This is a genomic window from Hydrogenophaga sp. (assembly GCF_036675665.1).
Classification (GTDB): domain Bacteria; phylum Pseudomonadota; class Gammaproteobacteria; order Burkholderiales; family Burkholderiaceae_C; genus Hydrogenophaga.
Genome location: NZ_JAKFEO010000007.1, coordinates 259335 through 273215 on the forward strand (window position 1 = coordinate 259335; position 13881 = coordinate 273215).

Consider the following 13881-nt stretch of genomic DNA (forward strand, 5'->3'; position numbering starts at 1 on the left):
GATCTTGGGTTGGGCAGTCGAACCGAGATCACCCCATGCAGACTTACCAACAACCCGATGCCCGCGGCCACTTCGGCATTTACGGCGGCAGCTTCGTGAGTGAAACGCTCACCCATGCCATCAACGAACTCAAGGCGGCCTACGCCCGGTACCAGCACGACCCCGAGTTCCTCGCTGAATTCAAGAACGAACTGGCGCACTTCGTGGGCCGGCCCAGCCCGGTCTACCATGCCGCGCGCATGAGCCGCGAAACGGGTGGAGCGCAGATCTTCCTCAAACGTGAGGACCTCAACCACACCGGCGCACACAAGATCAACAACACCATCGGTCAGGCCATGTTGGCCAGGCGCATGGGCAAGCCACGCATCATTGCCGAGACGGGCGCCGGGCAGCACGGCGTGGCCACCGCCACCATCTGCGCGCGCTACGGACTGGAATGCGTGGTGTACATGGGCAGCGAAGACGTCAAGCGCCAAAGCCCCAACGTCTACCGCATGAAGCTGCTGGGTGCCACGGTGGTGCCGGTCGATTCCGGCAGTCGCACGCTCAAAGACGCGCTCAACGAGGCCATGCGCGACTGGGTCGCCAACGTGGACAACACCTTCTACATCATCGGCACCGTGGCAGGCCCGCACCCCTACCCGATGATGGTGCGCGACTTCCAGAGCGTGATCGGCGAAGAGTGCCTGGTGCAGATGCCCGAGATGCTCGCCGCCGCAGGGTGCAAGAACGAGCAGCCCGACGCGGTGATCGCCTGCGTGGGCGGCGGCAGCAACGCCATGGGCATCTTCTACCCCTACATCAACCACCCGAAGACACGCCTGATCGGCGTGGAGGCCGCCGGCGAAGGCATGGAGAGTGGCAAACACTCGGCCTCGCTACAAAAAGGCAGCCCGGGCGTGCTGCACGGCAACCGCACCTATGTGCTTCAGGACGACAACGGCCAGGTGACCGAGACCCACAGCGTGAGCGCCGGCCTGGACTACCCCGGCGTCGGGCCGGAGCATGCGTTCCTGAAAGACATCGGCCGCGCCGAGTACGTGGGCATCACCGATGTCGAGGCGCTGGAGGCTTTCCACTACCTGTGCCGCACCGAAGGCATCATCCCCGCGCTCGAGTCGAGCCATGCTGTGGCCTACGCCATGAAGCTGGCCAGGACCATGAAGCCCGACCGGTCGATCCTGGTCAACCTCTCGGGCCGCGGCGACAAGGACATCGGCACCGTGGCCGACCTGTCCAACGCCGACTTTTATTGCCGACCGAGCTGCCGCGGGCAGTCGGTCAAAGGTGGCGTGGCCACCATCGAGGTGAAAAAATGAGCCGGATCGACACCACCTTTGCCGCGCTGAAGAAACAGGACCGCAAGGCCCTGATTCCTTTCGTCACCGCCGGTTTTCCTTACGCGGACATCACGCCCGATCTGATGCACGGCATGGCCGAGGCAGGTGCCGACGTGATCGAACTCGGTGTGCCCTTCTCCGACCCGTCGGCCGATGGCCCGGTGATCCAGAAGGCGGGTGACCGCGCACTGGCCGCCGGCATCGGTCTGACCCAGGTGATTGCCATGGTGCGCAGCTTTCGCGAGCGCAACGACACCACTCCCGTGGTGCTCATGGGCTACGCCAACCCGGTGGAGCGCTACGACCAGAAGCACGGCGCGGGTGCGTTTGTGCGCGACGCATCGACCGCCGGCGTGGACGGCGTGTTGATCGTGGACTACCCGCCCGAGGAGTGCGAGGACTTTGCCGCCTCGTTGCGCGAACACGGCATGGACCTGATTTTCCTGCTGGCCCCCACCTCCACCGACGAGCGCATGGCGCAGGTGGCGCGTGTGGCCACGGGTTATGTGTACTACGTGTCGCTCAAGGGCGTCACTGGTGCCGGCACGCTTGATGTGGGCCAGGTCGAGGCGATGTTGCCCCGCATCCGCTCGCACGTGAGCGTGCCCGTGGGCGTGGGCTTCGGCATCCGCGACGCGGAAACGGCGCGCGCCATCAGCCGTGCCGCCGACGCCGTGGTGATCGGCAGCAAGATCATCCAGTTGATCGACAACGAACCCCACGAAAAAGTGGTGGCCGTGGCGTCCAACTTCATTCGCACGATCCGCAAGGCACTCGACGCATAATTCCGGATGGCGTCCTTGGGGCGCCACCGCATGGAGAAAACCACATGTCCTGGCTCGAAAAACTGCTGCCCCCCAAGATCACCCCCACCGACCCGACCGAGCGCCGCAGCGTGCCCGAGGGCTTGTGGATCAAGTGCCCCAGCTGCGAGGCCGTGCTGTACAAGAACGATCTGGAGAAGAACCAGAACGTCTGCCCGCACTGCACCCACCACCACCGCATCGGCGCGCGTGCGCGGCTCAACGCGTTTCTGGATGCCGAAGGTCGCTACGAACTCGCTCAGGAAGTGCTGCCGGTCGACGCCCTCAAGTTCAAGGACAGCCGCAAGTACCCCGAACGCCTGAAAGACGCGCTCGAGACCACCGGCGAGACCGATGCGCTGATCGTCATGGGCGGCGCGGTGCACGGCATCAGCCTGGTGGTGGCGTGCTTTGAATTCGACTTCATGGGCGGCTCCATGGGTTCGGTGGTCGGCGAGCGCTTCGTGCGTGGCGTGGAAGAAGCTATCGCACAAAAAGTGCCGTTCGTGTGCTTCACGGCCACCGGTGGCGCGCGCATGCAGGAAGGCCTGCTCTCGCTCATGCAGATGGCCAAGACCAACGCCTCCCTCACGCGCCTGGCCAAGAAGGGCCTGCCCTACATCAGCGTGCTCACCGACCCGACCATGGGTGGCGTGAGCGCGGGCTTCGCCTTCCTGGGCGACGTGGTGATCGCCGAGCCCAAGGCTCTGATCGGCTTTGCCGGCCCGCGCGTGATCGAGAACACCGTGCGGGTGAAGCTGCCCGAAGGCTTCCAGCGCGCCGAGTTCCTGCAAACCAAAGGCGCGGTCGATTTCATCTCCGACCGGCGCGAGCTGCGCGCCACCATCGCCAACACCCTGGCAATGCTGCAGCGCCAGAGCGCCGACGCGGTGGTCAACGATTGAATTCCGCGCCGGCCGAGGCGCTCACGCTGTCTCAGCTTCCCTTGTTTCCGCTGCAGACCGTCCTGTTTCCTGGCGGATGGTTGCCGCTTCGCATCTTCGAGGTCCGCTACCTCGACATGATCGGCCGCTGCCACAAGGCCGGCGCGCCGTTTGGCGTGGTGTGCTTGAGTGAAGGCAGCGAGGTGCGTCGGGTCAACCCCTCGGCGGCAGCCACCGGAGACAGCTTCGCCAAGGAAGTGTTTCACGCAGTGGGCACCCTGGCCCAGATCGAAAGCCTTGAGCGGCCTCAGCCCGGGCTCATGGTCATCAAATGCCGCGGCCTGCAACGTTTCCACGTCAACCGCCGCAGCCAGCTGCCGCACGGCCTGTGGGTGGCCGACGTGACGCTGGACGAGCACGAGACCGTGGTGGCCGTGCCTCCCGACCTGGCAAACACCCGCGATGCGCTGCAGCGCCTGCTGCACAACCTGCAGGAGCGCGACCCCGAAAGCCTGGAGCAACTGCCGCTGCAGCCGCCTTACCACTGGGACGACAGCGGCTGGGTGGCCAACCGTTGGGCCGAGCTGCTGCCGGCACCGGCCGAACTCAAGCAGCGCTTGATGGCGCTGGACAACCCGCTGCTGCGTCTGGAACTGGTATCGGACCTGCTGGACAAGCTGGGACTGGAGAACTGATCACCACGCCCTGCCTCAATCGGGCAGCAGCGAGAGCGCCTGCATGTAGCGCTCACCCACCATCAACGCGTCCCAATCGCGCGCCGCCGCACGCGGCAGCAAGGCCAGACGGCGCTCTTCGCTCGCCGGGTTGGGCACCCAGTCGCCCTGCAGGCAGGCCTTTGACAGATCGTTGATGGCTTCGTCGATCGGAGCGCCGCCCTCTTCCACCGACTGGTTGCACAGCAGGACCATGTCGCAGCCTGCTTGCAAGGCGGCCAGTGCCGCAGCGGTGAAGCTCACCGCCTGACCATCGATCTGCCGCGCTGCGGCCATGCTGAGGTCGTCGCTGAAGATGGCGCCGGTGAAGCCCAGGCGGTGGCGCAGCACCTCCTGCAGCCACCGTGCGGAAAAGCCCGCGGGACGCTGGTCGACCTTGGGGTAGATCACGTGGGCGGGCATCACGGCCTGCAGACTGGCCGAGAGCCAGCCGTAGGGCGCGGCGTCCTCAGCCAGGATGGCTTTCAGGCTGCGCCGGTCCACCGGAATGGCCAGGTGTGAGTCGGCCTTGACGAAACCATGACCTGGAAAATGTTTGCCGCAGTTGCCCATGCCGCTTTGCAGCAGGCCGTGCATCAATGCCTGCGCAAGCAGCGTGACGATGCGCGGATCGCGGCCGAAAGAGCGGTCGCCAATCACCGAACTCTCGCCAAAGTCGAGGTCCAGCACGGGTGTGAAGCTCAGGTCGACACCGCAAGCGCGCAGCTCGGCGCCCAGCACAAAACCGGCGGCGGTGGCCGCGTTGCAGGCCTGCAGGGTGGCGACCCCTTCGGGCTCGCCCGCCTTGACCGGGCGCATGGCCATGGCGCCCAGCGCGGCCATCGGCGGCAGGTGGGTGAAGCCGTCGGTGCGGAAGCGCTGCACGCGGCCGCCCTCGTGGTCCACCGCGATCAGCAAATCGGGTCGCACGGCCTTGATCTGGCGGCACAGCTGCGTGAGCTGCACCCGGTCGTGCCAGTTGCGACCAAACAGGATGACGCCCCCGACCAGGGGGTGGGCCAGGCGCTGGCGGTCCAGCGTGGTGAGGCCATGGCCAGCCACGTCGATGATGAGGGGGGCGTGTGGGTTCATGGATTCGGATCTCAAAGGTGGGTCGACGTCAGTCGCGTTCAACAACCACGAAGCTGGCCGCGTAGTCGGTCTCATCGGTCACGGTCACATGCGCGCGCAGGCCCTGGGCTTCGAACCAGGTCTTGAGTTCGCCGTGCAGCACGATGACCGGCTGGCCACTGGGCAGATTGGTGATCTCGCAGTGCCGCCAGGTCATGGGCATGCGCATGCCCAGACCGATGGCTTTGGAGAAGGCCTCCTTGGCGGAAAAGCGCGTGGCGAGAAAGCGCACGCCGCGTTGTGGCCAGCGCGCGCTGCGTTTCTGCCAGACGGCGAACTCCGCGTCGCTCAGCACCTTGTGCGCAAAACGCTCACCCTGGCGTTCGAACGTCGCCTGGATGCGGCGGACGTCGCAGATGTCGGTGCCGATGCCGTGGATCATCGGTCGGCGGCGTCCGCGATACAGCGGTTGTATTCGGCGATGGTGGCGGTGTAGCCCAGCTCCAGCGCATCGGCCATCAAGGCGTGCCCGATCGAGACCTCGCTCACACCGGGCACGGTGCGCAGAAACGCGGTGAGGTTCTCGCGGTTGAGGTCGTGACCCGCGTTCACACCCAACCCGGCATCCAGCGCGGCCTGCGCGGCGGCGCGAAAACGCTCGATCTGCTCAGCCCGCTGAGGCGTGTGCCACGCAGCGGCATAGGGCTCGGTGTAGAGCTCCACCCGATCGGCGTCCACGGCCTTCGCGCCGGCCATCTGGTGGGCATCGGCGTCCATGAACAGGCTCACCCGCACACCCAGCGCATGACACTCGGCGATCAACGGGCGCAGGCGATCGGCATCGGCGGGGAAACTCCAGCCGTGGTCGCTGGTGAACTGGCCTTCGCTGTCGGGCACGAACGTGACCTGATGGGGCCGCACTTCGCGCACAAAGCCCATGAGGTTGTGAAACGGGTTGCCCTCGATGTTGTATTCACGGTCCGGCCACGCCTTCATGAGCTCGGACAGGTCGTGCACGTCGTGCGCGCGAATGTGGCGCTCGTCCGGGCGTGGATGCACGGTGATGCCGCGCGCGCCTGCCTGGAGGCACAGCGTGGCGGCACGGGTGACCGATGGAATGCCGAGATGGCGGGTGTTGCGCACCAGGGCCACCTTGTTGAGGTTGACCGACAGCGCGGTGCGCAGGTGTGGGGTGGTGGCCGCGTTCATGGGGAGGGCTCGGGGTTGGGGGTTGCCGCTTCACCCTGTGCGGGTGCCACGGTGGAACGGGGCCGCGTCATCGCTTGCACATCCAGCATGAGTTGCCGCGTCTTGAACACCCGCACGCCGCAATGGTAGTGCAGCAAATGGCGCAGCTGCGGGCGCAGGGCTTGCAGCGCGCTGGCGCAGGCCCGCAACGTTGCGATGAAAGGGTCCGGACTGTCCATGGCGGCTTGCAAGCCCAACCACTGCTCGCCGCTGAGCGGGTGTGCATCGTCGTCATGCGCTGCGCGCAGGCCACTCTCGGGTGTGAGCACGTAGAGCACATCCGGGTCGAGAGGTGCCAGCGTGTTGGCCTCCTGTGCCAGGTCGGGCAGCAGTCCCACATCGCGCAGCAACAGCAGCTCGAACGCTCGCAGGATCACCTGCTGCGCATCGCTCCTCTCGGCCAGCAGTTGCACGGCCAGGGTGAAGTGGTCAAACAGGCTGGCGTGGGGATCGTCGCGCGCCAGCAGGCGCATGAGCAGTTCGTTGAGGTAGCTGCCCGAGATCAGCGCTTCGCCGGTGGGCATTACGTGTCCGCCCTGCCACTGCGCCGACTTCAACGTGCGCACTTCGGAGTCACCCGTCCAAGAAACGTGCAGCGGCTGCAACGGCAGCAAAACCGGGCGGAACTGCGAGGTAGGGCGTTTCACCCCTTTGGCCACGAGTGCGATACGGCCGTGGTGGCGGGTGAACACTTCAAGCACCAGACTGGTTTCGCTCCAGTCGTAGCGGTGCAGGACGAAGGCGGGTTCTTCGGTGACGCGTTTCAGGGCCACAGGTCAGGCAGCCAGCGGCTCACTCGTAGCCGAAGGAGCGAACGCGCGCATCGTCGTCGGCCCAGCCCGAGCGCACCTTCACCCACAGCTCCAGGAAGACCTTGCAGTCCCAGAGTTTTTCGAGCTCCTGGCGGGCCTCGGTACCGATGCGTTTGAGCTTCTCGCCACCCTCACCGATCACCATGCCCTTGTGGCCTTCACGCTCCACCACGATGGTGGCGGCGATGCGCTTGAGAGCGCCCTCTTCCTCGAACTTGTCGATGATCACGGTCGAGGTGTAGGGCAGCTCGTCGCCGGTGAGGCGGAAGAGTTTTTCGCGCACCATCTCACTGGCCATGAAACGCTCACTGCGGTCGGTCAGGTCGTCAGGGTCGTGCATCCAGGGCTGTTGCGGCAGGAACTTCTCGCAGATGCCGAACAGGCGCTCGATGTCCTTGGCGGTCTTGGCCGACATGGGCACGAACTCGGTGAACGGGTGGCGCTCCTGCATGGAGCGCAGCCACGGTGCCAGATCGCCCCGGCGGTGCACCAGGTCGAATTTGTTGGCGAGCAGGATCACCGGCACATTGGCCGGCAGCAGCGACAGCACCTTGGCGTCGGCCAGATTGAAATGCCCGGCCTCCACCACGAAGAGGATCAAGTCCACATCGCTCACGGCGCCCATCACGGTCTTGTTCAGCGCGCGGTTCAGCGCGTTGCCGTGGCGGGTCTGGAAACCGGGGGTGTCCACGAAGATGAACTGCGTGGGACCCACGGTGCGCATGCCGGTGATGCGGTGGCGCGTGGTCTGCGCCTTGCGCGAGGTGATGCTGACTTTCTGTCCCACCAAGGCGTTGAGCAAGGTCGACTTGCCCACGTTGGGCTTGCCAACGATGGCCACGTAGCCGCAGCGCTGTTCGGCGGGATCAACCTCAGCCGCTTCATCCATCGGCGCGCTGGCCTCGCCCCCCGGCACGGCTGCTGTTTCCTTGCTCAGGGCTTTGGCCAGCATGGCATCGAGGTCGGGATTGGACGGCGGATTCACGGGTGTGCGGGGCATGGCTTCAAGGTACCTTGGCGGAAGGGGCGACATCGGATGTCGCGTTGGGCAAGGCCTGGGCCTGCTTGGGATCGGCGGTGAGGTGCTGCAACATGGCTGCGGCGGCGGCCTGCTCACCAGCCCGCCGCGACGCCCCGATGCCGCGCTCGCTGCGGCCGATCTCGGTCACGGTGCACTCCACATCGAAGGTCTGCTTGTGCGCCTCGCCCAGCGTGGCCACCACGCGATAGACCGGCAGCTTCATTTTGCGCCCCTGCAGCCACTCCTGCAATTCGGTCTTGGGGTCCTTGCCCATGGCGCTCATCTGCGCGTTGAGCTCCAGACCGCTGTAGAGACGGTGCACCAATGCGGCAGCCACTTCAAAGCCAGCGTCCAGGTACACCGCACCAATCACGGCTTCGAGTGCGTCGGCCAGGATGGAGGGGCGTTTCTGCCCGCCCGAGCGCTTTTCGCCATCGCCCAGCCGAAGACTGGCCGACAGGTTCAGGCGCGAGGCGATCTCGAACAGGGTGTCCTGCTTGACCAGATTCGCGCGAACGCGAGACAAGTCGCCTTCGGGCAACTGGTTGAGCTTTTCGAACAGGAGCCCGGAAACGGCCAGGTTGAGCACGGAATCGCCCAGGAACTCCAGGCGTTCGTTGTGGTCGGCGGTGAAACTGCGGTGGGTCAGCGCCCGCTCGAGCAATCGCGGATTGGCAAAATTGTGTTGCAGGCGCCGTTGCAGCGCCGTGAGTTCCGGATTCAAGAATGCGGGCGCTCCATCGAGCGCTCCCTGCCCAGGCTGCATGTCACTTCGAGCGGCCTTCGTATTTCATGACCAGGTACGCTGGACCGGTGAGGTGCACTTCGCGGGTGTAGGCGAAAGAGACCACCACGCGATCACCCTCCTTGCCCACGACCAGGTCCTTGCCCGAGATGGTCCGGATGTCGTCGATGGTGGCGGCCTTGTCGAAAATGTTGCGGACTTCGGCCACGGTGGAGCCGGCAGCCGCCTTGTCTACCGCCTTCTGCACGGCGATGTATTCAATGTAGGTGGGCACCAGCTGCGCGAACACCACGCCGGCCAATGCCAGCAGAATGCCCACGACGATCAGGCCCATGAAAGTCAGGCCTTGTTGTTGTCGCTTCAGTTTCATGACGTCATGCTCCAAGGGTGATGGTTGTCATTCAAAGGACCCGATGCGCCCCAGGTCGCCAAAATTCATCCAGACGAAAAAGGCCTTGCCAACGATGTTGCGCTCGGGCACAAAGCCCCAGTAGCGCGAGTCCAGCGAGTTGTCCCGATTGTCACCCATCATGAAATAGTGGCCCGCCGGCACCTTGCAGGTCACGCCTTCGACGGTGTACTTGCAGCCATCGGCAAACGGGAATTCGGTTGCGCCCGGAATGAACGCAGGGCGGTCGTCGTCGTTGAGGGTGTTGTACTTGCGCTTGCCGAGCGTTTCTGCGAACTGCTTGGAGTAGCGCATCGAATCGCTGTCAAAGAAATCGGCCTGTGCCACGCGCGGCACGGCTTTGCCATTGACGGTCAATTGTTTGTTCAGGTAGGCCACCTCGTCGCCGGGCACGCCGATCACCCGCTTGATGTAGTCCAGGCTGGGTTGGGGCGGGTAGCGGAACACCATCACGTCGCCGCGCTGAGGCTCGTTGTTGGCGATCAGCTTGGTGTTGAATACCGGCAGGCGCACGCCGTAGTGGAATTTGTTCACCAGAATCAGATCGCCGACCCGCAAGGTGGGGATCATGGAACCCGACGGAATCTTGAACGGCTCGAACAGGAACGAGCGCAACACGAACACCGCGAGGATCACCGGGAACAGACCCGCGGTCCAGTCCAACCACCAAGGTTGAGCGAGCAGCTTTTGCCGCGCGGGCTCCACGTCACCCTCAATCTGGCTGAAACCCTGCTTGATCAAGGCTTCCTTGCGCGTGTTGTGCTCCAACAGCAACTGCTCCACCGCACGCCGGCGCTGCGGCAGAAACACGGCCCTTTCTGCCAACCAGTACACACCAGTGACGGCAGTGGCCAGCATCAGCAGGAGGGCGAAGTTGCCTTCCACCACGCCGGTGTACCAAGCGCCCGTGTAGGCAGCAAAGGCCACCATGATCACCGCAGTGATCGTTCCCATGAGCGCCTGCATCAGTCTTGCACCTGCAATATGGCGAGGAACGCCTCCTGGGGAACTTCCACCGAGCCGATCTGTTTCATGCGCTTCTTGCCTGCTTTCTGTTTTTCGAGAAGTTTGCGTTTGCGGGAGATGTCACCGCCGTAGCATTTTGCCAGCACGTTCTTGCGCAGCGCCTTGATGGTTTCCCGCGCGATCACGTTGCCGCCAATGGCCGCCTGTATCGCCACGTCGAACATCTGCCGGCTGATGATCTCGCGCATCTTGGCCACCACCGCACGGCCGCGGTACTGCGACTGCGAGCGGTGCACGATGATGGACAACGCATCGACCTTCTCGCCATTGAGCAGGATGTCGACCTTGACCACGTCGGCCGCCCGGTACTCCTTGAACTCGTAGTCCATGGACGCGTAACCGCGGCTCACCGACTTGAGCTTGTCGAAGAAGTCCAGCACGATCTCACCCAGCGGCATGTCGTAGGTCAGCATGACCTGCTTGCCGTGGTAGGCCATGTTGAGTTGCAGGCCACGCTTCTGGTTGGCCAGCGTCATGACCGCACCCACGTATTCCTGAGGCATGTACAGATGCACCGTGACGATAGGTTCGCGGATCTCTTCCAGCCGGCCTTGGTCGGGCATCTTGGACGGGTTCTCCACCATCATCACCTCGCCGTCGGGCTTGACCACCTGATACACCACGCTCGGCGCGGTCGTGATGAGGTCCTGGTCGAACTCGCGCTCCAGCCGCTCCTGCACGATCTCCATGTGCAGCAGGCCCAGGAAGCCGCATCGAAAGCCGAAGCCCAGCGCTTGCGACACCTCGGGTTCGTACTGCAGGGAAGCGTCGTTGAGCTTGAGTTTTTCCAACGCGTCTCGCAACGAGTCGTACTGGTTGGCTTCGGTCGGGTACAGGCCGGCGAACACCTGGGGCTGTACTTCCTTGAAGCCGGGCAAGGCCTCCGTGGCCGGGCCTGCGTTGTTGGGCAGCTTCTTCTCCAGCGTGATCGTGTCACCCACCTTGGCCGCCTGCAGTTCTTTGATGCCCGCAATGATGTAGCCCACCTCACCCGCCTGCAGCGACTCGCGGGGCTCGTTGCCCGGTGTGAACACGCCCATGCTGTCGGCGTTGTAGACCGTGTTGGTCGCCATCATCTTGAAGCGCTCACCCTTGAGCAGGTGGCCGTCGACCACGCGCACCAACATCACCACACCCACGTAGGCGTCGTACCAGCTGTCCACGATCATGGCGCGCAGCGGTGCGTCCGGGTCGCCCTTGGGGTGGGGAATGCGCGCGACCACCGCCTCCAGGATGTCTTCGACGCCCATGCCGGTCTTGGCCGAGCAGGGGATGGCGTCGGTGGCGTCAATGCCGATCACATCCTCGATCTCACTCTTCGCATTCTCGGGATCGGCGTTGGGCAGATCCATCTTGTTGAGCACCGGCACCACTTCCACACCCAGTTCGAGCGCGGTGTAGCAGTTGGCCACGGTCTGGGCTTCAACGCCCTGGCTGGCGTCCACCACCAGCAGCGCACCTTCGCACGCCGACAACGAGCGCGACACCTCGTATGAGAAGTCAACGTGGCCGGGAGTGTCGATCAGATTGAGGTTGTAGACCTGCCCGTCACGCGCCTTGTACTTGAGTGCTGCCGTCTGCGCTTTGATGGTGATGCCGCGCTCCTTCTCGATGTCCATCGAGTCGAGCACCTGCTCGCTCATCTCGCGATCGGACAGGCCGCCACAGAGGGAAATGATGCGATCGGCGAGCGTGGACTTGCCATGGTCGATGTGCGCGATGATCGAAAAATTGCGGATGTGATTCATCAGGAGAGCGGCTCAAACACTGGGGGAAACCGCGGTTCCGAGCAGGAACGAGCGGCCATAAAAAAGGGCGCGTCAGCTGTTGACGCGCCCGTAACCAACAATCAATGGCAACTGCGATAGTTGGGGTTTCATTGTAGGCAAAAAGCCCGGAATGCACACCACAGAACCACCGACAGCCCCTTGTTGCGACGCAGCAACGTGAACTTTATACACAGCATATCCACAAGACAACGGGAAAACTTGTGGACCGACTGTGGACGACCTGGGGACTTCCGAGACCACTCCCACATCGTGGGTCAATGCAGCATCTCGGCGCAGGAATTTCTCCAAAAACAGACCCATTTTAGCGAAATCGGTCAACACAAGATCATCGATAGTGAGTATCCACTAACAAACCTGCCATCCGATGCGCGATCACTTGACTCCAAGCACTGTGGCGAATCGGCCACCCTCAGAAAAAACCCCCAGATTCCAAGGGGTCTGAGGGCATTTGGAGCTCCGACCTGTGGTCGGACCGAAACGGTCAGCGCAGTGGGCGGATCACGGCGTACTGCGCCCACTCACCGCGACGGAACAGCACATTCACGGGGCGTGACTTGTCGATCTTGGTCAGCGCGGTTTCCATGTCTTTCAAGCTCGCGGTCTCCGTGTTGGCGATGGCCACGATGACGTCGCCCTCGCGCAAACCCGCGCGCGCAGCAGGCCCCTCGGCCGATGCGACGCGCACACCACCCTTGAGGTTGAGTTCCTTCTTTTCAACGGCGGTCAACTCAGCCAGACCAAGGCCGAGCGATTGCACGGCGTTGCTCGCCTGCGGTTTGGCGGGCTCGGGTACGGCGGCCTTCACCTCTGGCTTTTCGGGCTCAAGCTCCGCCACCGTGATGGTCAGTTCCTTCTGAGCCCCACGCCGCAAGACGGTCATGGCGCTCTTGTTGCCCGGCTTGGTGTTGCCCACAAAGCGCGGCAAGTCCACCGACTTCTCAATGGTCTTGCCATCGAACTTCAAGATGATGTCGCCGGGCTCGACGCCCGCTTTCGCAGCGGGCGAATCGGGCTCCACACCCCGCACCAATGCACCCTTCGGGCCGCCAAGCCCGAGCGACTCGGCCACCTCCTTGCTCACCTGGTCGATCTGCACGCCAATGCGCCCGCGCGTCACGCGCCCGGAGGTCTTGAGCTGATCGGACACGCGCACCGCCTCGTCGATCGGGATGGCGAACGAGATGCCCTGGAAACCACCCGAGCGCGAATAGATCTGGCTGTTGATGCCGATCACCTCGCCCCGCATGTTGATCAGCGGACCGCCCGAGTTGCCCGGGTTGATCGCCACGTCGGTCTGGATGAACGGCAGGAAGTCGCCTGTGTCGCGCTGCTTGGCGCTCACGATGCCGGCGGTCACGGTGTTCTCGAGCCCAAACGGTGAGCCGATGGCCATCACCCACTCGCCCACCCGCAGCCGGTTCACATCGCCAATCTTCACTGGCGCCAGGCCAGTGACCTCGATCTTCACGACGGCCACGTCGGTGCGTTTGTCGGCTCCCACCACCTTGGCCTTGAATTCGCGGTTGTCGGTCAGGGTCACGAGCAACTCGTCGGCCCCCTCCACCACATGGGCGTTGGTCATGATCAGACCATCGGCGCTCAGAATGAAGCCGGAACCCACCCCGCGTGGCTGTGCATCCTCCGACGGTCCCCGCTCCTGTCTGGGCGTGCGCGGGGTCATGCCGGGCGGCACCGGAATGCCGAAACGCTTGAAGAATTCAAGCATCTGCTCGTCGGGCGCACCTCCAGCGCCAGGACGAACAGCTGCGGCGCGCTCCAATGTGCGGATATTGACCACGGATGGGCCCACCAGATCGACCAGATCGGTGAAGTCCGGCAGGCCTCGCACACTCGCCGCAGGTGTCACGGGAACCACCGTCTGCGCTGAAAGAGGGGGATGCAGCATGAGCAATGCCGTCCCGATCGCGGCCAGTGCCAGCAGGGGTTGTTGAGTACGTTTCAGGTACGTCATGGTGATCCTTTACACAAACGCAAATGGCAGAACAGAGCAGCGTGCAT

The 13881-nt window shown here is 64.0% G+C and carries 14 protein-coding genes; 4 read left to right on the forward strand and 10 right to left on the reverse strand.

Translation table 11 applies throughout. From position 1 onward, the window contains the following. The first annotated feature begins 35 nt into the window (after window positions 1-35). From trpB to V6M63_RS04005, 4 genes are read left to right on the forward strand one after another with little or no spacing between them, the layout of a single operon-like run. A complete protein-coding gene (gene trpB / locus V6M63_RS03990; protein ID WP_332739681.1) occupies window positions 36-1319 on the forward strand; it encodes a tryptophan synthase subunit beta in 1284 nt (427 codons plus the stop codon). Next, on the forward strand, window positions 1316-2125 hold the full coding sequence (gene trpA / locus V6M63_RS03995; RefSeq protein ID WP_332739682.1) for a tryptophan synthase subunit alpha: 810 nt from the start codon (window positions 1316-1318) through the stop codon (window positions 2123-2125). The genes trpB and trpA overlap by 4 nt, the downstream gene beginning before the upstream one ends. Before the next feature lie 44 nt (window positions 2126-2169). Next, window positions 2170-3048 carry an acetyl-CoA carboxylase, carboxyltransferase subunit beta gene (accD, locus tag V6M63_RS04000; RefSeq protein WP_291085960.1) on the forward strand — a complete coding sequence of 293 codons (879 nt, stop codon included), beginning with the start codon at window positions 2170-2172 and terminating at the stop codon, window positions 3046-3048. Continuing rightward, window positions 3045-3722 (forward strand): LON peptidase substrate-binding domain-containing protein, encoded by a 678-nt coding sequence (locus V6M63_RS04005; RefSeq protein WP_332739683.1) that lies wholly within the window; start codon window positions 3045-3047, stop codon window positions 3720-3722. Before accD ends, V6M63_RS04005 begins: the two co-directional genes overlap by 4 nt. Window positions 3723-3737: 15 nt before the next feature. Here the strand turns inward: V6M63_RS04005 and nagZ are convergent, their stop codons facing one another. The 10 genes from nagZ to V6M63_RS04055 all read right to left on the reverse strand — a co-directional run bounded on the left by nagZ (window position 3738) and on the right by V6M63_RS04055 (window position 13834). Continuing rightward, window positions 3738-4832 carry a beta-N-acetylhexosaminidase gene (gene nagZ / locus V6M63_RS04010; RefSeq protein WP_332739684.1) on the reverse strand — a complete coding sequence of 365 codons (1095 nt, stop codon included), beginning with the start codon at window positions 4830-4832 and terminating at the stop codon, window positions 3738-3740. Window positions 4833-4860: 28 nt separating this feature from the next. Beyond that, complete coding sequence (gene acpS / locus V6M63_RS04015) at window positions 4861-5253, reverse strand: holo-ACP synthase (protein ID WP_332739685.1); 393 nt, start codon at window positions 5251-5253, stop codon at window positions 4861-4863. Beyond that, complete coding sequence (locus V6M63_RS04020; protein WP_332739686.1) at window positions 5250-6020, reverse strand: pyridoxine 5'-phosphate synthase; 771 nt, start codon at window positions 6018-6020, stop codon at window positions 5250-5252. The genes acpS and V6M63_RS04020 overlap by 4 nt, the downstream gene beginning before the upstream one ends. Beyond that, the gene (gene recO, locus V6M63_RS04025) at window positions 6017-6832 is read right to left on the reverse strand and encodes a DNA repair protein RecO (protein WP_332739687.1); all 816 of its coding nucleotides are present in this window, start codon (window positions 6830-6832) and stop codon (window positions 6017-6019) included. Before recO ends, V6M63_RS04020 begins: the two co-directional genes overlap by 4 nt. 19 nt (window positions 6833-6851) lie before the next feature. Continuing rightward, on the reverse strand, window positions 6852-7871 hold the full coding sequence (gene era, locus V6M63_RS04030) for a GTPase Era (RefSeq protein ID WP_332739689.1): 1020 nt from the start codon (window positions 7869-7871) through the stop codon (window positions 6852-6854). Between the two features lie 4 nt (window positions 7872-7875). Then, on the reverse strand, window positions 7876-8616 hold the full coding sequence (rnc, locus tag V6M63_RS04035) for a ribonuclease III (RefSeq protein ID WP_332739691.1): 741 nt from the start codon (window positions 8614-8616) through the stop codon (window positions 7876-7878). 43 nt (window positions 8617-8659) lie between these two features. Continuing rightward, window positions 8660-9007: a DUF4845 domain-containing protein gene (locus V6M63_RS04040; RefSeq protein ID WP_332739693.1), complete on the reverse strand. Its 348-nt coding sequence runs from the start codon at window positions 9005-9007 to the stop codon at window positions 8660-8662. A gap of 27 nt (window positions 9008-9034) precedes the next feature. After that, window positions 9035-10012 (reverse strand): signal peptidase I, encoded by a 978-nt coding sequence (gene lepB / locus V6M63_RS04045; RefSeq protein WP_332739695.1) that lies wholly within the window; start codon window positions 10010-10012, stop codon window positions 9035-9037. Beyond that, window positions 10012-11820, reverse strand: a complete 1809-nt coding sequence (gene lepA, locus V6M63_RS04050) for a translation elongation factor 4 (RefSeq protein ID WP_332739697.1) — start codon at window positions 11818-11820, stop codon at window positions 10012-10014. The genes lepB and lepA overlap by 1 nt, the downstream gene beginning before the upstream one ends. A gap of 523 nt (window positions 11821-12343) precedes the next feature. Beyond that, a complete protein-coding gene (locus tag V6M63_RS04055) occupies window positions 12344-13834 on the reverse strand; it encodes a DegQ family serine endoprotease (RefSeq protein WP_442909531.1) in 1491 nt (496 codons plus the stop codon). Window positions 13835-13881: the final 47 nt, after the last annotated feature.